The organism is Candidatus Methanoprimaticola sp. MG2 (genome assembly GCF_047501175.1).
GTDB lineage: Archaea > Thermoplasmatota > Thermoplasmata > Methanomassiliicoccales > Methanomethylophilaceae > Methanoprimaticola.
This window is the reverse complement of record NZ_JBEQWH010000008.1, coordinates 60,681-80,036: the sequence shown is the minus strand read 5'-3', so window position 1 is coordinate 80,036 and position 19,356 is coordinate 60,681. Positions and strand designations below refer to the sequence as shown.

Sequence of the window (19,356 nt, the reverse complement as noted above, 5' to 3'; positions counted from 1 at the left end):
CAAAATTATGTGTAATGAAAAAGATGTTTATTAAAAAGTTTACTAGCATCCAATATGTGGCCGGCACCGAGGCGGATGCCCCGGGATACCGGCCTTTCCGGATGGCTGTCCGTGATCGGGGGATCAGTCCTTCGCCTTCTCCACGGTCATGACCGCACAGATGCATGCGATGACCATCATCACGAGGACGAGGTACCATATGCTCTGGAACTGGTCGGGCGTGTTGTTGGTGACCAGGAATCCCGCGGCGGTGGTGAGCACCGCTCCTCCCAGGAAGGGGAACAAGTTGATCGCTGCGGACGAGGTTCCGGCGACGGACAGGGGATAGAGCTCCTTGATCTGTCCATAGGACACCACGAACCATCCTCCGAAGAATCCGAATCCGAGGTTGATGGCCATCTGCACCATCTGGTTGTCGATCTGCGTGAACGCGATGACGGCCCAGACTATGGTGTAGACTATGGTCCCGATGACCAGGACCTTCTTCTTGGAGTGGAAGACCTTGTCCGCGAGGATACCCGCAAGGAAGCATCCTATGGCGAATCCGACCGCGGGCATCATCAGGACGATGGATGCATCGAACGAGAACAGTCCGCTGCTCTTGTAGTAGGGTCCCATGAGGGATGCCTGCCAGAGCATGATGGTCCCGTACATGAAGAAGAACCATATGGCCATGGGCCAGAACTTCCTCCCGCTGGTGAATATCTCCTTCAGTGCGGCGAACACGGAGAGCTTCTCGGAGGAGGACTCCGTGACGGGCTTCCCGGTCTCTTCCGACTCCACGTACTCTATTCCGGGGAATCCCTTGTTCGTGGGGTGGTCCACGATGAAGAGCCAGCACAGGACCGCGATGATGATGGTGATGACGGCGAGGACGATGTAGGTCATGTCGACACCGAGGCTCTGGAACATGATTACCATGGGCGTGGACGCGGCCAGCGCACCGACGTTACCGATCAGGAGCAGCACACCGCTCATAGTGGCGAACTCGCTCTTCCTGAACCACATTGCCAGCACCTTCATGATGGGGATGTAGACCACCGCGGCACCGACTCCGATTATGAACTTGGCGACGACAAGCAGGGTGAAGTTCTGGATGCCGTCCATTGTGGCCACGGCCCCGAGGATGGAACCGACGGCGATGAGTGCGACGAATATCGACGAGCACTTCTTTGGCCCGAGGGTATCCGTGAGGATACCGCTGGGGATCTGCATTATAGTGTATGCATATAGGTAGGCAGAGGCGAGAACTCCCAGTTGGGAAGCGCTCACTGCACCATCGAAGGCGTTGATGATCTCTTCGTTGGCGGCACCTCCAGAGACCCTGTGGAAATACACGAAGAAGTACGCGAGGGCCAATACGGCGAACACTATCCACCTGTAGGCCATCATCTTCTTCTTTTTCTCTGGATCTATTGTCATTTGTAGACCTCCATAACTCGAGCGGACGGATATGGTACGTTTGATATGACAACCAACAGTATACAATAGATGTCACGAACATGTTCGGCCACCATCCATCCAATCGTCGATCCATGGAGATCGTCCGTGCTCAGCTCCTCTCCAGCCAGGATTCTATGACATCGCCGAGGGCCTTATCGTCAAGGACGTAGTTGTTCCTGTCCCCGAACTTGGCGATGTACATCTCGGAGTTGGGGATGCTGTTCAGGATGAACATGGAGTTCGACCTGTTGACGACGTCGAACTCGCCTATCGTGATGAACGTCGGGACGGTGATCGCCTTGAGCTCGTCCTCGGATATGTCGGGCTCACGCAGCATCATGCTCACACGCGGATCGTTCTTCCCGCGCTTCTCCTTGCGCCTGAACTTCCTCATGTCCCATCCGTCGAGCTCCGCAGGGGTGGTGTTGGCACCGCTGATCACGAGCTTGGATATCAGGTCCGGATGCCTCGATGCCAGAAGCAGGCCTGTGATCCCGCCGTCGCCGTGACCGTAGAACACCGGCCGGCCTAGGTTCAGCTCCCTTATGAAATGGAACATGTCGTTGGCCATGTCACTGTAGTGAAATTCCTGGGGGACCTGGCTCTGACCGTGTCCGCGCGAGTCCACGGCATACACGGTATGCTTCTGGGATAGCACACCGATGAGCTTCTCCAGGGAGGTGAGGTCCTTGCAGTTGGAATGGCACATGACGATCGCAGGACCCTCGCCGAACAGCTCGTAGTGGAGATTGACGCCGTTGACTGTTATGAACATAGACATTCAACCGGATGTATGCATATTATGGTAACTACGAACATGTTGTTGGACCATTGCGACAACCCGGTGTAAGGTGTGCGGCGTCGTCTGAAATTTACTCAGTCAAATGCCTGAAAAACACTCAGTCAAATACCTGAAATTTACTCAGTGAGATGCAGTCCCCTCAGTGTCTGGCACGATGGACCCTCGTGACCTCGGAAAAACGATGATAGGACCGCCCAAAAACCGTGAAGGAATGGGCCGCCCCGATCCGCTCCGACCGACGGGGTTCCGATTTCACCTGCGTGATCCCCGTGCAATGGGTTGTACATCAGTTCACCGGTCTGGTGAACCTCTTCAGATAGCTTGCCATGCCAGGGTTGCAAGCGTAGACGTAGCATCCCTTGATGCCCCTCATCATCATGGTCCTGTAGGAGTTGATGATGTAACGCCGCAATGTGGGGTCGTCAGTGGAATTCTTCACATTCCTGTCATGGAACCTGTCACGGTCTATCACGATCCTGTTCGTGGACTCGTCATAATCGATCTCCTCGCCGAAGATCACCCCCACATAATTCAGGTCGTAACCCTGAGTGGTATGGATGCAACCTATCTCGTCTATGGAATCGTCGCGGAGGATCCATTCCACGTTGCTCATGTTCCAGACATAGGAGTATGGACCGATGTGTATGTCCGACATCCCACTCTCCAGGATCTCGGACTTCCTCTTGCCCTTTGTCGACCAGGGCCATGAGTAGCCCGCTACATTGCGGCAGAGGCCGATCTCGGAATTCAACCTCTTTATCGCGTTGACCATCTCATCCACATCGTCGAAGGAACGGAAGTCATATCTGGACATGGAGAGGTACCCGTCGCTGTCGCAGTCGAATATGGACCTTAGATAGTCGGCATACGAATCACCTGCATCGCACCTCATCTGCATACTCAGATAGTATCTGTTGGCGCCCTTCGATATCTCCTCGAACCTCTCGGCAGGGATGTCCGATCCCTTCACCGACTGCGCCACATCATAGAACAGGACCTTGCAGGATGCCTGCCTGAGGGCCCAATCCAACTGCGTACCGTCCTCAGGCAGCCCCAGATCCCTATTGACATCGTCGAACGATTTGTAGTTGGGGATGTTCTTCCTCCGGGCCAACCTGTGACTCTCATCCACGAGGACCATGTCGAATCTCCGGTCCTTCAGATCGTTCGGACTGATCACCATCGATGCGGACAGACCGTTGCCTATCTCACCGAACACCTTCCTTAAGGTCCTGCGGATGGACTGCATGGGCACCACGAGAGCTACATCCAAGGTGCAGTCCCCCGGGTTAGATCCCGTCTTCTCCGCCTTCAATCCGATGAACTCGTTGTAGAGTGTGCGTATGGTATGGATGTCCAGCTCCTCGTCGGTGAACTCCGAGACATCCTCGGAGACGTCCACACCGATCCTGTTGAGACCTGCCAGTGTGGACATCATGTTGATCGCGAGGATCGTCTTCCCCGTTCCAGCGGAACCGTTCACGAAGAATATGCGGTCCTCGTCCGGGACCAGCTCCCCTTTGAGCTCGGAGATCAGGGCCCTGAGGGCCAGGGTCAGGACCTCGTTGCTGATCCCCCGCTGCTCCTCGTTCAGGGATATGTAAGGGGAATACTTGAAGAGGTCAGAGTTCACGAGTTCCTGATAGTCGCTCTTCGCGAGGTCGTTGTCCCTCAGGAGCTGCCAGATGTGCGGCAGCTTGTTCACGTACATCTCGCGCTGATAGTAGTTGTGCTTGGACGATTGGCCGGCGACCTTGTTCTGAAGTCTGAACTTCCGGTCTGCGCCGCACAACTGGATCAGGGACTGCTCTATGTCCAGCGTCGCTGACTTGTTCAGCTGGTCATCCACCAGAACGCTCATGTGCTCCAGAGACCTGCGTTCTGGATTGTTCAGATGCTGCGCGCACCTGTGGGATGCGTTGCATGTCTCGCCGATGTATAGCTCCCTGCTGTTGTTGATCAGATAGACCACGGGCCAATCCTTCCCGAAGTCCATCTCGCCCAGGGCCGCCTTACCATCGGGACCGAACTTGAACCGGGCGAGATCCATGGGCATCGGAGGCAGGCATCGACACATATGCTTTTAACGGTTTAGAGGTCAGACCCTGTGTGAACAAGACCGAATCTGGTCTACCAGGCATCCCGAATACCAATCGCTATTGTCCCGTGGACTTCAGGGATCTATTCGAAAACCTAACGAATTCCTCCGCAGACATCAGGATCACCGAGTCATAATACATCCTCTCACCATTCAGATCCTTGAAACCCATACGGGATATCCATCTTGGAGGTTCCCTATGTTCGGGATCCCCACCGATCATGTTAACTATGTCTGTGAATCCATCAGACTTGAACACGAGAATCAACCTGTATCCATTGGACGGTGCCGATCTTTCCAGAAATTTCCTGTAAAGATATATGGACTCCACGGCCTTCAATTTGATCCGTTCCTTGATGCGCCTCTTCCCTTCACTGTCACCAATGTAATCCCGGAACGGGTCCCCCTTGAACTCGATGAAGTTGACCCATCCATCCTTACATATGATGCAATCCACACTGGTGGGTGTAGCACCGACCACGGTATTGTCCCCGACTATGTTATCGAAGTCAAGGCCTGTAACATCTTCAGCAACCATTTCCAGAGGCCCTTTCAAGTCATCGGACAGTCTGGAGACTGGAACATCTCTACGGATGTCGTTGACAGCCCAGGCCATTCAATCTCCCCAGCGAATATCTTCCAAGGTCCTGTACGGTGCGGCCATATCAGAGATGATGGATGCAGGGTCGTTCGACAGATCGTCCATGACGACATCTCCTCTGCTGTCCCTCGACAACCTGTAGTAGCGAGACGGACTTCCATACTCCTTCGAGTAGATGTCTATAGCCATTATCAGTTGAGGGCTATGGCTGGCCAGAAGGATGTTGACACCCATGTACTTGGACATTATCACGATGATCTCGGCGAGCGTGTTCTGCCACATCGGATGCACGTGCGTCTCCGGTTCATCCATCAACAGGATGACCCCTGGCCCGAGCCCTCCGTTACGGAAGAGGGTCTTGAGTATGGAGAATACCTTCATCCCGGATGCCATGTTCTCCATCCCGATGTCATGACCGTCAGGCAACCGGTATTTGAATCCGCGAGACGCCCATGTCACATCTCCCGGAACAATGCCATTCACCAACTGCATGAATCTGTCCGAAACCTCATCGTCCACCATGGTCTCAATGATCCCTCTGTCATCACGACCCCTGAGCATCATACTGAGATCATCACGATGCCCCGATGGCCACAATATGCTGTGGTCCAGAACGAGTGGGGTATCGTAGTATATTATGCGGGATATCTCCGACAGGTCCCCGGTATGATGAACGGTGTCGTCTGACAGGACCGATATTGAATGTTCGGACCCATTGTATATCCTGATGACACCAGGCGCTTCGGAACCCAGTCTGCGGAACTCCTCGGATGATCCGAAATGATTCATTATGTTACGCTTGACAAGCACCTCTATGAATTCCTCGTCCAACTCACCATCGAGGAGCTGCCTCGCCTTGGTCAGCAGCTGGCTGACCTCCGGACGTGCATTAGCATTCTCGGCCAACATGACCTCCAAGGAATCGAGCATCTCTCCATAATCCCCATAATTGACCAGCGCAGTCTGATGAGAGTTGCGGTCATATCTAGGAAAGTTGAGACGCCTCTGTATCTTGGATATGGTCGTACCGATCTCCTTGTCCTTCTTCCTATCAATGTCGGTCAGGGATTCGACCATGGTGTAAATGGACTTGAGCACTGTACTCTTCCCAACTCCATTGATGCCAGCCAGTACCGTCAGCCCCTCCAGCTCCAGACTGACGTCGGGCAAGGCCCCCACACCGCTCAAAGATACGTGCATATTATCATCAAGGTTAGGCATCGGATGATATAATATTGTATTCAGAGACGAATTCCCATTCTATCCTCGGACTTCCGGGATTGAATCGAACGGGTCCGACAACCTTTTTGCACGCATACGCATCCCGCCCTCATGCCCATGTCAGACGACACCGCCACGATGGATGACCTCAAGGCGATCATCGCGAAGTTCTGCGACGAACGCGATTGGACACAGTTCCATAACAACAAGGACCTCGCGATCGGCATGGTCACGGAGGCGTCGGAGCTCCTGGAGATCTTCAGGTTCAAGGATGAGACCCAGATCGAAGAGCTGATGATGGGGCCCAGACGCGAGGAGGTCATCGACGAACTTGCGGACTCCCTCTACTTTACCATAAGGTTCGCCCAGTTGAACGGGATCGACCTGAGCTCCGCGATGGAGCGGAAGATCGGAAAGAACTCGGCGAAGTATCCGGTGGAGCAGTCCAAGGGATGCAACCTGAAGTACGATGAGTACTGACCTACAGCATCATCCCCTCTATGATGACGGACCGTGCAGGGATATCGAAACCGCCGATGGTCCGAACAGCGGCGCATCTCCACGCATGAAATTCCAGAGGCCATCTGAGAGCCTCCATGAAACGGCTGTCCTGACACGGGACATACCCAGAACAAAAAAAGTCTTTCAGTCATGACACCACCACGTAGATCGAAAGATTCGAGTTGGCATTACTTATGCAATCAGTCCGACTAAATATTACAAATATGCTACCTAAACTGAGGTTTCAACTATGCCCCACAAGAATGACTCCTTAGATGGATGCATTATCATCACTCGTATATTTCCATGTCATGCGTCCACGGAAACGGATTGTACCGTTGAATTTCGGTCAGAAAAGATAGAGAATAATAACAAAAACATCCGCCATAGACTTGCCAAATTAGTTCACATCTCAATCAATGGAGCTATTGATCTGGTGCTTAACATTGCTGCCAAAGATCTGTACAATCTCAGTAAAGCAGTAATATCTTTTGACTACACCTCTGGAGTCTATACCATCTTGCACTACATCACCCCCGAAAAAGTTGCTAAATCACTCGTAAAAACAACTGGCATTAACATCATATATGAGATAGCCCAAAATAAGGATAGATATCAGACAATCATCTGTAAACAAGTTAATGCCTATCTAAAAAGCCGTAAAGGATTGAATAACATGAAAGCCAGAGTTGGCATTCACACGTTTGATGACCTGGTACAATTGTGTAAAGAAGAGCTGAACTGACTGCGTAATTATTATCTTGCCATTACCAGCCAATAATATTCAGATGCATCTTGCGCCATATCAACTCAGATGTTACGTTCCGGAATCCGAAATTCCCGAGTTTGAGCTACGTTAGCGTACCTATAATCCGAGAGTTTGGTTCCCACACGCCCTTATTACAGGGTCGACGAAAAGGGGACAGAACCTACTGACATGGACAACATCGAAGAATCTACAAATTCCGAATATCCAGATAAACACACGGATGGATCCGAGAACTAACTCTAACAACCATAAACTCGGCGGGCTCACTCACTTTCCGCCGGGACCCTCAAACCCTCATTCATTCTGTCCCGTGAAAATCCGATTCCCGATCAGTCCCCACACATGAACGAACATGGCATCCCGACCATGCACTTCCCGCAGACGTCCTCTCCCCTCTCCGCCTCGTTCCCCCTGCACACCGCATCGCAGGCATCCCTGTCAAAACCATCCACCTTCAGTGCAGATACCACACACCTGCGCATGCATGCCCCGCAGGACCCATCCCTCTTGGATAGGCACCTCTCCTCGGTCTCCGGGACATCCGCCGGGACGTCCAGATCAGTGACCAACGAATAGAACCTGCCGCAGCACCCTTTGCGGGTGATCAGCATGTTGTTCATCCCGAACGTCCCGAGACCCGCGAGATGCGCTATATGCCTCTGCGACCAGACGCTGTATGTCGAACCCCTATGGCGTCCCGTGTCCCCCGGGATCCCTGCACGGGACCCTATGGACCTCACTGCAGAGGCAAGACATTCCAGGAGTCCCGCGGACATCCCGTTGGTCTCGTGATAGGAGGATACCCATAAGTCGGAGGGGGCCGTCCCGCGGACATTCGATCCAGAGACCTTCGGGTCGAACGGGACGAACACCGATACCACCACGGTGGCGCCCGGAAGGATGTCGTCGGGCATCAGATGGTCCGGATGGACGGCCATCCTCAGAGGACCGAACGAACGCGCATCCGCGAACCCAATGATGGGCTCATCCCAGATACCGTCCGCATCGTGATCGGAGACGTATTTCGAAGCCGACGCTTCCAGAAGATCGCGGACGGAGCTCATGCTGGACCGAAGAGGATATGGAGAAGAGTGAGTGGTCCCCTTGAGATTCGAACTCAAGACCTCCCGGTTATCAGCCGGGCGCTCCAACCAGGCTAAGCTAGGGGACCGCGCAAATGCCAGGATATTACACTACCATATAAAGCTTTCTGAAACCCAGACATCTGGGCGACCCCCTCTTTTTATCTGCGCTCGTCCTTCCGCAGGACAGATGGAAGATTGCGGATTCACTGAGAGCTCGCCGTTGCTGCCTAGGAAGCTCACGTACCTGCTGGCAGCGCTGTTCGGGGCCACGGTCCTGTTCATGGCCGCGATGGTCGTGTCCGGCATCGGGGACATGCCCGCATGGATGCTATGGACGTCCGCCGCGGTGTTCGTCGCTGTCACCCTGTTCGCGCTCTTCGCGAGACTGGACGTCTCCGTGTCCGACGAGGGCGTGGACGTCATGTTCATCGCTAAAAGGAGCTCCTACCCCCGCGACGACATACTCGACAAGAGGCACGGCGACCTCGAGGACATCAAGAGCTACTCCAATTGGAGCCTCAAGGGCGTGAAGCACACCACCTACTCCCGCGTCGGGGACGAGTGCGGTGTGGCGCTGAAGCTAAAGGGCAAGAGGGTCGTCGTGATATCATCCGCACGCGCAGAGGAGATGTTCCGCTGCGTGCCAACCGAGATCATTGAGGAGGATCGCGATGCCTAACGTCACATTTCACTGGATGAGGGTCCAGACATTCTGCTACGCCACCGAGAGGAAGGATCTCCTGGAGGAGACCATGGAGCTGCTGCTCGGCGATGCCGACGAGTTCTCCGAGGACGAGAGCGAGAGCGAGCACGGGAACACCATGACCATCCTCGAGGCCAAGCTGACCCATCAGAGGCAGTACAGGACGCTGTTCTCCAACCTCGGCAAGGACGTCTGCGACTTCATCATCGAGGATGTCGACAACCGCATCGACGAGGACTGCGTGTTCTACCTGAGGCTGGACAAGCAGAAGGCCGTCCTGGGCGAGTACGTACCGGCACACCACGGCGACGTCATAGCCATCACGGGGAAGGTCCAGTCCCACCCGGCAAGAAAGGAAGTGGCCACCAGGAACCTCAAGGAGTTCCTGGCGGGTTTGGATCATTCGGAGGCTTCCCCGGAATCCTCCGGGCTCTGAACCTCTCTCTTCGAGAACACGCATTCCATGGCCCTGCGGCCCTTCACGGTCTTCACCGTGATGTCCACCTCGCCGCACTCGACGCAGTCCCCTCTCAGGGGGGCCCTGTTAAGCCTGTAGAACACGTATCCCATGACGGAGTAGTCCTCGTACTCCCCGGGATCGAACGTGAACCCGATCTTCTCCGACACGTCGTAAATGTTCGCGACGCCCTTGACGAGCCATGTGCCGTCGCTCTGAGGGGTGATGTCCCTCTGGACCTCGTCGCTCTCGTCCCAGATCTCTCCGACGAGCTCCTCGAGGATGTCCTCGAGCGTGACTATCCCCATGGTCCCGCCGTACGAGTCCAGGACGACGGCGATGTGGATCTTCGTCTTCTGGAAGTCGTTGAATATGGCTGCGATGCTCATCGTCTCCGGCACGTACTTCACGGGCCGGGTGATCTCCTTGATGGAGAACGTCTCCCCATTGTAGGCACGGGAGTAGAACTCCTTCGCGTACACCACCCCGACGATGTTGTCGATGCTGCCGTCGTACACGGGGACCCTGGAGAACCCGGTGTCCGAGATCACCTTCCCGAGTTCCTCGGCCGCGGACGACACGTCCACGGCGATGACATCCATCCTCGGGACGTACACCTCGGACACGGCGGTGTCGTCGAACCTTATGGCGGACTTGATCAGTTCACCCTCGGTCTTCTCGATGACGCCGTCCCCCTCGATCTCATCGATCATGACCTCGAGCTCGTCCTCGGTCATGGCGGTCTGCTCCTACCCGCCGACGCGGTTCCCGATGGCGGACGTGAGCTTCCCGAAGAGCCAGGACAGGGGCGTGAATATTATCTCGATGGCATGGACCGCGCTGACGATCTTCAGGACGTACCTCTCGGGATGCCTCTTCGCCAGGGTCTTGGGCGTGATCTCACCGCAGATCAGGACGACGAGGGTCATGACCACGGTGGACGCGACGGACCCCAGCTCCTGACCCAGCAGGATGGCGAACATCATGGTCGCTATCGATGTTGCGGCGATGTTGACCAGGTTGTTACCGACGAGGATGGTCGTGAGGAACTTGTCATAGTCCTCGAGGATCATGACGGCGCGCTCCGCCCTCTTGTCCCCGTCCATTGCCATTTTCTTGAGACGAACCTGACTCGCGCTGGTGAAGGCAGTCTCACTCATGGAGAAGAATGCAGAACAAGCGACGAGCAGGGCGATGATAACGATATATGCGATAGTCAGAGGGTCGATCATATACGGTCAACACTCTCCGATGTAGCTGTTTTTCGAGCCAATTCCATCAATCCGTACGGTAGCATTCGGCGTATCAGAGATATAATGGTTACGGGAGATGCATCGGCCGCGACTAAATATTTTATAATAAAGGGCACGATTCCGCGGACGGTAGCACAATGCCTGAGATCGTCTATGAAATAGTGGAGAAGATAGCCGTCCTCTCCGAATCCTCCAAAGGCTGGACCAAGGAACTGAACATGATCAGCTGGAACGAGAGGGACCCCAAGTATGACATCAGGGAGTGGTCCCCCGACCATGAGAAGATGGGAAAGGGCATCACGCTCTCCGTCGAGGAGGCCGCGGTGCTGAAGAAGGCCCTCGAGACGAGGGACCTCTGACATCCATCGGGACGATGCCCATGACTGTCACCAACGCCGAATATCTCGAGAGGTTCCTCGAGGACATCGACAGGGTGATGGGAGGCCGTCCCGGAGCCGTCTCCGATGACAGATGGCTCGTAAACAACTACGATCCCGACAAGCTCCGCGTGGTCACACCGTACCTCGACTTCGAGGACCCTCGGGTCCGCGCGGAGGTCGTCACACTTCTCGGCAACGTGCGCGAGCGCGGGGCCTACGACAAGATCCTCAGGATGAGGGACCGCGAGGGCGACCTCGTGTCGATGGCCTGTCTGGGATACCTCTCCACCCTGAGGGAGGATGATGAGGCGGCCCCGTACCTCTTGGACATCATGGACCATGCGCGCGGGGACGAGTTCGTCAATGCGGCAAGGCGCCTCGCAGGCATAGCCAGGTCCAAGGACATGCCCCGGGTCAGGAAGATCTACGGACAGGTCGGGGGATCCATGAGGGACGAGACCCGCGTGGTCATCGAGAGGATCATATCCAGGGATCCGGAGCTAGCCAAGAGCCGCGAGTTCCTCGTGAGCGTCCCCGTATATCCAGACGAGACCAAGTTCGAGAGGTTCCTGGACTCGTCCATCGAGTATCTGGACGTCAGGTACAGGAAGAACGTCCTCCCCAAGGCCGAGATAAGCTCGACCACGTTCAACAACATCGCCCGTGCGATCAAGAAGATGCGCATCCGCCTCTACAACGAGGCCGACAACCTCCAATTCTACGGACCGGACAAGGAGGACCGCTTCCATGAGCTGTCCGGACTCATAAAATGGGCATCGGAGGACATCGGCAGAAAGACGGTCATCGCCTCCGAGTCCCCCGGGAAATCCCGCATGTGTCCCGGATGCGGCGGGATGCTGGTATGCTACAAGGGCATCTGGATGTGCCCGGACTGCGGTGGCGACCTCCGATCGAGCTCTAACCTCTTTTAAATAGAGGAATGAGGATGGGGTCGTAAGGCGTTCGAGTAACCTCCACTCCACACGGAGCGGGAGATTTATTTGGGATACCTTGAACATCAAGGAGTAATAAAGATGGCATACGGAGGTTACAGGGACAACGACAGGCCCAGGGAGTTCTTCAAAGCAGTCTGTTCTGACTGCGGAAAGGAGTGCGAGGTCCCGTTCAAACCCACCCAGGGAAGACCCGTCTACTGCAGGGACTGCTTCAGGAAGCACCAGCCCGCAGACAGGGACAGGAGCAGATACTGAATCTCAAAGGAGGGCCCTCGCCCTCCGAAACCAAACACCTTCGAAACGGATTTCCCTTCTGAGAGGTTCTTGATCCGTCCGGCCGCGGCGGAGAGTCAATCCTTCCTGACATTCCCCTTGTTCACCAGATAGTTGAACGCGTAGACGGAGTAGAAATGGAGGATGCCGAAGCACAGCACCAGTGCCGACACCGCGAGTATTATAAGGATTATTCCGGGCACCGGGTGCCCCATGAGGTATGTAGCGATCCCAGCCAGGAGAACCGCCGCGAACACCACGGTCAGTAGCTGGGTCGTCTTCTTGGTACGGACGAGGTCCATCAGGCAACCCTGTCGCCGGACGTGCTGGATGCGCTCTCGTCCCAGACCTGGACGGACCTGAACGCCCAGAGCGCATTCGCATGCATGTTCTTGCGCTCGAGCATCTCGTTCATCCTCTTCAGTACGGGCCCTTCCGCGACGCGACCCTCCGCGACGACCCTTATCGAATAGCCATCCTTACCCTTCCAGACCAGGAACTCGGCGTTAGGGCACCTCTCCAGATAATGTGAGGTACGGTACATGTACGCCTCTCCGACATAGATCATGCCGTCATCTCCGACGAGGACCGCACCCAGGACTATGGAATGGGGGAACCCGTCATCGGATACCACGGAAAGGACCTTGTTGCTGTCCGGATGCTTCAGCATCTGGAGGACAGGATCTGGAACGGGAATTCCTGCCATCACTCGTCCCTTGCCTTTTTCAGGTTGACGACACCCATTATGATGAAATAGATAGCACCGGTGACGATGAGAGCCAAATATGCTGACATATCCATAAGCTCGAATCCCCCTGCCTGTTATTAAACCTCACGATGCCGGATTGCCGACCATCGGATGGCACCGACTCACTGGTAGCTTGGCCAAAACCTCACTGGCAGTCCGACACCGTAGGGCACTGGACCGGCCTCAGGTGCTGGACGACCAGCTTCAGCTGTCCCTTCTCATAGTACGGGATGGTGGAACAGTCGCACTTGATGTTCGTCCCGGGGATCACCCTGCGCCTGACCGTGTTCTCGGACCTTCCGACATTGATGGTGTTGACCGTGCAATCGCTGCAGGATGTGGTGTTCCCGAAGAGGGAGTAGCACTTCTTCCCAATCACATCGTCGGAGGACATGGCGAAGGCCTTCTCCGCAGCCCTGTTCATCCAGATGATCGTATGCTGGGAGTCATGGATGATTATGATGTCGTCGACGGCGTCAAGGATCATGTTCATGAGCTTCTCGGTGTACAGCTCCTGCTTGTTCACTTCGGATTCCATATTCTGCCCCAATCCGATATGCCAGTCTGGGATATTAAACAGCACTGGGGATCACGTGCCATTGCTCTGGACCTGTCAGCTCGGGTAGATATGATAATGCATTATTTCTACGAATTTCGTAAGAAGAATGATGCTTTTCTAAGGAAAGAGAAGAGTGTGTTTCTTACTTCGAACTCTCTGGAGTGCCATCTTTTTATACGGTAACTTAATTCGGAGGTTTTAATGTGCTACGACGTCGTCATTGTTGGAGCCGGATGTGCCGGTCTGACCGCCGGGATCTATGCCAGGTCTAAGTTGATGAAGACTCTGGTGCTCGACTCGGGACGCGTCGGGGGACAACTTGTCAGCCTGTATCCGGAGAAGGGTATCCACAACTACCCTGGTTTCGAGACGATACAGGCAAGGAAACTGTCCGACAAGCTCTACGCTCAGGCAGAGGCCGCCGAGTGCGAGATCCATGAGAACGAGAAGGTCAGGGAGATCGTGAACGGATGCGAGGAGATCATCGTCACCACCGACGTCGCCGAATACCATACCAAATCCGTGATCGTCGCCATCGGGATGGGAAGCTTCAAGCCCAAGAAGATGGGATGCCCCGGAGAGGATGAGCTTTTCGAGAAAGGCGTCACGTACATCCTCCCGGTCAAGGAGGAGCTGGTCGGGAAGAAGGTCACCATGTTCGGAGGAGGGAACAGTGCCATCGACATGGCACTCATCGCCGATTCAGTGACGGACACCACCATCATCCACAGGAGGCCGGAGTTCAGGGCCGACGAGTCCACGGTCAACCACCTCATGGAGAGCGACATCAGGACCATCATGAACGCCAACCTCGTCTCCATCAACGGTACGGACCACGTGGAGTCCGTGACGATCTCCGTCGACGGGAAGGAACAGATCATCCCGACCGACCTCGCCGTCATCAACATAGGCATCTCCGCCGACCTCGAGGACCTCGGGACATGGGGGCTGGAGCTCAACGACGACGGTCTCGTGAAGGTCGACTTCGACATGACCACCAACAGGCCCGGCATATTCGCCTGCGGGGACGTCATCAGCTACCCCGGGAAGGTCAAGCAGATCACCACGGCCATGGGAGAGGCGACCACCGCCGTCCTCATGGCATACAAGTTCGTTAAGAAACCCTATTGGGCGGACAGCTGCAAGCAGTGAGTCCGAAACCCCTTCCTCCTTTTCAAAGGCGGGATTCCCGCCGGATCCCTTCGTGTGTGTTTCGATTCGATACTATTCTCAATTTGATAATATTATATACACGAGATAATTCCAATATTCAGATAATATGGATACCGAGACTCTCGTACGCTGCTTCAACAGCGTGCCCAAGGCGAGGATCATCGCGGTCATGGTCTACAAGGGGGACATGACATCCAAGGAGATCATAGAGTCCCTGCCCGACATCTCCCAGGCCACACTCTACAGGTCCATCGGCCAGATGGAGGAGGATGGGATACTGGAGGTGGTCCGCGAGGAGAAGAAGCGGGCCATAATCGAGAAGACGTACTCGTTCGAGAAGGTCCGCAGGGAGCTGGCCAGGATAGTGGAGGATGAGAACGACAAGGACGCGTTCTACGCCATCATGGCATCGTATCTCCTGGTCATGCTGGACAAGTTCAAACGCTACTGCTCCAGCGAGGATGCCAACATCCTGAGGGACGGAGCGGGGATCGCCGGCATAGCGCTGTATGCCACGCCCCAGGAGCTTGACGACATCGCCCTGAGGATATCACAAATCTGCGAACCGTACAGCAAGCGCACGTCGGCGGAACAGCAGGCGTACATCGCATCGATAGTGGTTACCCCTCCCGAGAAGGAGGCCCGGGACGATTGGGAGGACGGGACATGATACTGAGATACTTCGACAGGAAGGACTGGGCGCTCACTGGCGTGTGCGTGGTCCTGATCGCACTCCAGGTCTACCTGGACCTGGAAATACCGGACTACATGTCCAAGATCACCACCATCATGACCACCGGCGGCTCCATCGACGAGGTGCTGTCCAACGGCGGTCTGATGCTGGTCTGCGCACTTCTCAGCCTGGTCCTGTCGTTCATCGTCGGTTTCATAGCCGCAGGCATCGCGGCCTCGCTGTCCAAGCGTCTCCGCGACCTTCAGTTCTCCAGGGTGGAGTCGTTCTCCCTGGAGGAGATGAACAGGTTCTCCACATCCAGTCTGATCACCCGTTCCACCAACGACATCACCCAGGTCCAGATGGCGGTCGCGATGGGCCTTCAGGTCACCATCAAGGCGCCCATCATGGCAGTGTGGGCGATCACGAAGATCGCCGACAAGAACTGGGAATGGACCCTGGCCACGGCCGTGGTCGTCGTCCTGATGGTCGCCCTCATCGGGATCCTGATGCTCTATGTCGGTCCGAAGTTCAAGAGGATCCAATGGCTGACCGACGACGTCAACCGTGCGACCCGCGAGAACCTTACCGGGGTGCGCGTGGTGCGCGCATACAACGCCGAATCCTATCAGGAGGAGAAGTTCTCGGAAGCGAACAGGAACCTCACGGATACGAACCTGTCAGCCAACCGTGCGATGGCGATAATGTTCCCATCGATGAGCGCACTGATGAACGGCCTCTCGCTGGCGATCTACTGGATCGGGGCCCTCCTGATATCCTCGGCCGGGGCGATGGAGAAGTACATCCTGTTCTCGGACATGATCGTGTTCTCGTCGTATGCGATGCAGGTCGTGATGGCGTTCATGATGATGATCGTGATCTTCATGATCCTCCCCAGGGCCGTGGTATCCGCCAGACGCATCGAGGAGGTCATAGGGACCGAGCCCTCCATCGTGGACGGAGGGGGCCGCGAGGGGACTCCGGGAATGGAAGGGACCGTATCGTTCAGGAACGTGTCATTCACATATCCCGGGACCACGGAGAACACACTGTGCGACATATCGTTCGAGGCCAGGAAGGGGGAGACCGTAGCATTCATCGGTTCGACCGGCAGCGGGAAGACCACACTCGCCAACCTGATACCCAGGTTCTACGATGTGACCGAAGGGTCCGTGATGGTCGACGGGAGGGATGTCAGGGAATACGACCTGGATGCCCTCCGCGGGAAGATCGGATACGTCCCGCAGAAGGCGTTCATGTTCGCAGGGACCGTCGACTCCAACGTCAGATATGGGAGCGACTCCGACAAGAGGACCAGGGAGGAGGTCCGTAGGGCCATATCCATCGCCCAGGCCGCGGAGTTCGTAGACAGGCTGGAGGGAGGCACCGGAGGCGAGGTCACTCCCGGAGGGACCAACTTCTCCGGAGGGCAGAAGCAGAGGCTCTCCATAGCACGCGCGGTCTGTCGCGACCCGGAGATCTACATCTTCGACGACTCGTTCTCCGCACTGGACTACAGGACCGACAGGGCCCTCAGGGAGGCCCTGCGCAGGGAGACGGCCGGCGTGACCACGCTGATAATAGCGCAGAGGATCGGAACGATACTGGACGCGGACCGCATCATAGTGCTGGACGACGGTCACGTAGCGGGCATCGGGACCCACAGGGAGCTGCTGGAGAACTGCCCCGTGTACCTGGACATAGCCCGTTCGCAACTTTCCGAGGAGGAGCTGATGCAATGAACCGCGGAAAGAAGCATGAGAGGACCGAGGGGATGAGCCTCGACAAGGCCGAGGATTTCAAACTTGCCTGGAGCAAGCTGTTCGGATACATCGACAGGTACCGCATACCGTTCATCGTCGCATTGGTCTTCTCGGCCGTCGGCACCATAATGTCCCTGGTGACGCCGGACATTCTGAAGCAGATCACGGACCTGATCACCGTAGGTCTGACCGGCACGATGGACCTGGACAGCATAGCCAGCATCGGAGTGACCCTGATCGTCATCGTGGCCATCGGATGCGTGCTGATGTTCCTCGAGACGTACATCCTCGCCACAGTCACCCAGAGGACGGCATCGAACCTCCGCAGGGACATATCCCGGAAGATCAACAGGCTCCCCCTCGGATACTTCGACAGCACGACCACCGGGGACGTGATGAGCCGCGTGACCAACGACGTGGACACGATCGGCCAGGCCATGAACCAGAGCATAACCACCCTGGTCTCCGCGGTGACCATGCTGATCGGGTCCTCGATAATGATGGCCATAACGAACGTGCCGATGATGGTCACGGCTATCCTGTCCTCTCTGGCGGGATTCGCGCTGATCGCGATCATCATGTCACGCTCCCAGAAGTACTTCGCCATACAGCAGAGGGACCTCGGAGCGATGAACGGGCATGTGGAGGAGATCTACACCGGTCATCTCGTGGTCAAGGCATACGGCGGGGAGGTCAACGCCAAGAAGAGGTTCGACGAGATCAACGACAGTCTGTTCAGCAGCGCATTCAGATCCCAGTTCCTCAGCGGACTCATGATGCCCCTGATGAACTTCATCGGGAACTTCGGATACGTCATGGTGTGCATAGTCGGAGCCGTGCTCGTCCTGAGCGGGGACATCTCCATAGGGGTCATAGTCGCGTTCATGCTCTATGTGAGACTGTTCACCCAGCCCCTGTCGCAGATCTCCCAGGCGGTGGTGTATATGCAGTCCACCGCGGCCGCCTCGGAGAGGGTCTTCGCATTCCTGGAGGCGAACGAGATGGAGGACGAGTCGTCCAAGACCGCCGTGCTCACCGACGTGAAGGGACATGTCGAGTTCAAGGATGTGCGCTTCGGATACCTTCCCGACAAGGAGATCGTGCACGGGTTCTCCGCCAACATAGAGCCCGGACAGAAGGTCGCCATCGTCGGACCCACGGGTGCGGGGAAGACCACGATAGTGAATCTCCTGATGAGGTTCTACGAGGTGAACAGCGGTGACATCCTGATCGACGGGGTGTCAACGAAGGACATCACACGCTCCAACGTGCACGACCTGTTCTGCATGGTTCTCCAGGACACGTGGCTCTTCGAGGGCACCATGAGGGAGAACATCGTGTACAGCAAGCCCGACGTCTCCGACGAGAGACTGGACGAGGTGTGCAGGGCGGTGGGTCTCAAGCACTTCATAGAGACCCTTCCCGAAGGGTACGACACGAACATCGGCGACGGGTCGTCCCTGTCCGTCGGTCAGAGGCAGCAGGTCACCATCGCCCGTGCGATGATAGAGAACGCACCACTGCTGATCCTCGACGAGGCAACGAGCTCGGTGGACACCAGGACGGAGAAGGCGATCCAGGATGCGATGGACAAGCTGACGGAAGGGCGCACGTCGTTCGTGATAGCCCATCGTCTGTCCACCATCCGCAACGCGGACCTGATACTCGTCATGAAGGATGGGAACATCATCGAGCAGGGGACGCACGACGGACTGCTGTCGAAGGGCGGGTTCTACTCCGACCTGTACAACAGCCAGTTCGACAACGACGCCGAATGAGCGGGGTCCGGTCGCGACGGCCGGATCCCGGAAACCCCTTAACGGCGGCCGTCACCGGCATCGGGATGCAGCCATGGTGGACCGCGGGTAGAAGGACGGGATAATTGTCATATATGGGAA

General features: G+C 56.0%; 22 protein-coding genes and 1 tRNA gene. 11 read left to right on the top strand and 12 right to left on the bottom strand.

What is annotated here, in order from left to right:
• Positions 1–123: 123 nt before the first annotated feature.
• The 5 genes from V5D86_RS07280 to V5D86_RS07260 all read right to left on the bottom strand — a co-directional run bounded on the left by V5D86_RS07280 (position 124) and on the right by V5D86_RS07260 (position 6,144).
• On the bottom strand, positions 124–1,422 hold the full coding sequence (locus V5D86_RS07280) for an MFS transporter (RefSeq protein ID WP_414596025.1): 1,299 nt from the start codon (positions 1,420–1,422) through the stop codon (positions 124–126).
• Between the two features lie 130 nt (positions 1,423–1,552).
• Entirely contained in the window at positions 1,553–2,218 is a 666-nt protein-coding gene (locus tag V5D86_RS07275) for an alpha/beta fold hydrolase (RefSeq protein WP_414596024.1), read from the bottom strand.
• Between the two features lie 313 nt (positions 2,219–2,531).
• A complete protein-coding gene (locus V5D86_RS07270; protein WP_414596023.1) occupies positions 2,532–4,301 on the bottom strand; it encodes a DNA/RNA helicase domain-containing protein in 1,770 nt (589 codons plus the stop codon).
• A gap of 100 nt (positions 4,302–4,401) precedes the next feature.
• Positions 4,402–4,959 carry a hypothetical protein gene (locus V5D86_RS07265; protein ID WP_414596022.1) on the bottom strand — a complete coding sequence of 186 codons (558 nt, stop codon included), beginning with the start codon at positions 4,957–4,959 and terminating at the stop codon, positions 4,402–4,404.
• Complete coding sequence (locus V5D86_RS07260; RefSeq protein ID WP_414596021.1) at positions 4,960–6,144, bottom strand: ATP-binding protein; 1,185 nt, start codon at positions 6,142–6,144, stop codon at positions 4,960–4,962. It lies immediately after the preceding gene.
• 138 nt (positions 6,145–6,282) lie between these two features.
• On the opposite strand from V5D86_RS07260, the gene V5D86_RS07255 reads away from it, so the two are divergent.
• The gene (locus V5D86_RS07255) at positions 6,283–6,645 is read left to right on the top strand and encodes a nucleotide pyrophosphohydrolase (RefSeq protein WP_414596020.1); all 363 of its coding nucleotides are present in this window, start codon (positions 6,283–6,285) and stop codon (positions 6,643–6,645) included.
• 271 nt (positions 6,646–6,916) lie between these two features.
• The gene (locus tag V5D86_RS07250) at positions 6,917–7,411 is read left to right on the top strand and encodes a hypothetical protein (protein WP_414596019.1); all 495 of its coding nucleotides are present in this window, start codon (positions 6,917–6,919) and stop codon (positions 7,409–7,411) included.
• A gap of 353 nt (positions 7,412–7,764) precedes the next feature.
• On the opposite strand, the gene V5D86_RS07245 is transcribed toward V5D86_RS07250, so the two are convergent.
• Together V5D86_RS07245 and V5D86_RS07240 are read right to left on the bottom strand one after the other, a co-directional pair.
• On the bottom strand, positions 7,765–8,499 hold the full coding sequence (locus V5D86_RS07245) for an epoxyqueuosine reductase (RefSeq protein ID WP_414596018.1): 735 nt from the start codon (positions 8,497–8,499) through the stop codon (positions 7,765–7,767).
• 32 nt (positions 8,500–8,531) lie between these two features.
• Positions 8,532–8,606 (bottom strand) — tRNA-Ile (locus V5D86_RS07240).
• Between the two features lie 101 nt (positions 8,607–8,707).
• Here V5D86_RS07240 and V5D86_RS07235 point away from each other — a divergent pair.
• Both V5D86_RS07235 and V5D86_RS07230 read left to right on the top strand, forming a co-directional pair.
• Positions 8,708–9,199: a hypothetical protein gene (locus tag V5D86_RS07235; RefSeq protein WP_414596017.1), complete on the top strand. Its 492-nt coding sequence runs from the start codon at positions 8,708–8,710 to the stop codon at positions 9,197–9,199.
• Complete coding sequence (locus V5D86_RS07230) at positions 9,192–9,659, top strand: RNA-binding domain-containing protein (RefSeq protein WP_414596016.1); 468 nt, start codon at positions 9,192–9,194, stop codon at positions 9,657–9,659. Before V5D86_RS07235 ends, V5D86_RS07230 begins: the two co-directional genes overlap by 8 nt.
• On the opposite strand, the gene V5D86_RS07225 is transcribed toward V5D86_RS07230, so the two are convergent.
• On the bottom strand, positions 9,623–10,417 hold the full coding sequence (locus tag V5D86_RS07225) for a hemolysin family protein (RefSeq protein WP_414596015.1): 795 nt from the start codon (positions 10,415–10,417) through the stop codon (positions 9,623–9,625). The two genes, V5D86_RS07230 and V5D86_RS07225, sit on opposite strands and share 37 nt — an antisense overlap.
• A 12-nt stretch (positions 10,418–10,429) precedes the next feature.
• A complete protein-coding gene (locus tag V5D86_RS07220; RefSeq protein ID WP_414596014.1) occupies positions 10,430–10,912 on the bottom strand; it encodes a CNNM domain-containing protein in 483 nt (160 codons plus the stop codon).
• A 158-nt stretch (positions 10,913–11,070) separates the two neighbouring features.
• Between V5D86_RS07220 and V5D86_RS07215 the strand changes: the two genes are divergently transcribed.
• The 3 genes from V5D86_RS07215 (at position 11,071) to V5D86_RS07205 (ending at position 12,524) form a co-directional block, all read left to right on the top strand.
• On the top strand, positions 11,071–11,292 hold the full coding sequence (locus V5D86_RS07215; protein WP_414596013.1) for a YdbC family protein: 222 nt from the start codon (positions 11,071–11,073) through the stop codon (positions 11,290–11,292).
• 20 nt (positions 11,293–11,312) lie between these two features.
• Positions 11,313–12,245, top strand: coding sequence for a HEAT repeat domain-containing protein (locus V5D86_RS07210; protein ID WP_414596012.1), 933 nt, complete (start codon positions 11,313–11,315; stop codon positions 12,243–12,245).
• 102 nt (positions 12,246–12,347) lie between these two features.
• The gene (locus V5D86_RS07205; RefSeq protein WP_414596011.1) at positions 12,348–12,524 is read left to right on the top strand and encodes a CxxC-x17-CxxC domain-containing protein; all 177 of its coding nucleotides are present in this window, start codon (positions 12,348–12,350) and stop codon (positions 12,522–12,524) included.
• Positions 12,525–12,619: 95 nt separating this feature from the next.
• Here V5D86_RS07205 and V5D86_RS07200 read toward each other — a convergent pair whose 3' ends face one another.
• From V5D86_RS07200 to V5D86_RS07190, 3 genes are all read right to left on the bottom strand, one after another.
• Complete coding sequence (locus V5D86_RS07200) at positions 12,620–12,844, bottom strand: hypothetical protein (protein ID WP_414596010.1); 225 nt, start codon at positions 12,842–12,844, stop codon at positions 12,620–12,622.
• Entirely contained in the window at positions 12,844–13,248 is a 405-nt protein-coding gene (locus V5D86_RS07195; RefSeq protein ID WP_414596009.1) for a pyridoxamine 5'-phosphate oxidase family protein, read from the bottom strand. The genes V5D86_RS07200 and V5D86_RS07195 overlap by 1 nt, the downstream gene beginning before the upstream one ends.
• A gap of 187 nt (positions 13,249–13,435) precedes the next feature.
• Positions 13,436–13,828 carry a PAS domain-containing protein gene (locus V5D86_RS07190; RefSeq protein ID WP_414596008.1) on the bottom strand — a complete coding sequence of 131 codons (393 nt, stop codon included), beginning with the start codon at positions 13,826–13,828 and terminating at the stop codon, positions 13,436–13,438.
• A 222-nt stretch (positions 13,829–14,050) separates the two neighbouring features.
• Here V5D86_RS07190 and V5D86_RS07185 point away from each other — a divergent pair, with 222 nt between their 5' ends.
• The 4 genes from V5D86_RS07185 (at position 14,051) to V5D86_RS07170 (ending at position 19,236) form a co-directional block, all read left to right on the top strand.
• Positions 14,051–15,001, top strand: coding sequence for an NAD(P)/FAD-dependent oxidoreductase (locus V5D86_RS07185; protein ID WP_414596007.1), 951 nt, complete (start codon positions 14,051–14,053; stop codon positions 14,999–15,001).
• A gap of 127 nt (positions 15,002–15,128) precedes the next feature.
• The gene (locus V5D86_RS07180) at positions 15,129–15,692 is read left to right on the top strand and encodes a hypothetical protein (protein WP_414596006.1); all 564 of its coding nucleotides are present in this window, start codon (positions 15,129–15,131) and stop codon (positions 15,690–15,692) included.
• Positions 15,689–17,437: an ABC transporter ATP-binding protein gene (locus V5D86_RS07175; RefSeq protein ID WP_414596005.1), complete on the top strand. Its 1,749-nt coding sequence runs from the start codon at positions 15,689–15,691 to the stop codon at positions 17,435–17,437. Before V5D86_RS07180 ends, V5D86_RS07175 begins: the two co-directional genes overlap by 4 nt.
• A complete protein-coding gene (locus tag V5D86_RS07170; RefSeq protein ID WP_414596004.1) occupies positions 17,434–19,236 on the top strand; it encodes an ABC transporter ATP-binding protein in 1,803 nt (600 codons plus the stop codon). Before V5D86_RS07175 ends, V5D86_RS07170 begins: the two co-directional genes overlap by 4 nt.
• Positions 19,237–19,356: the final 120 nt, after the last annotated feature.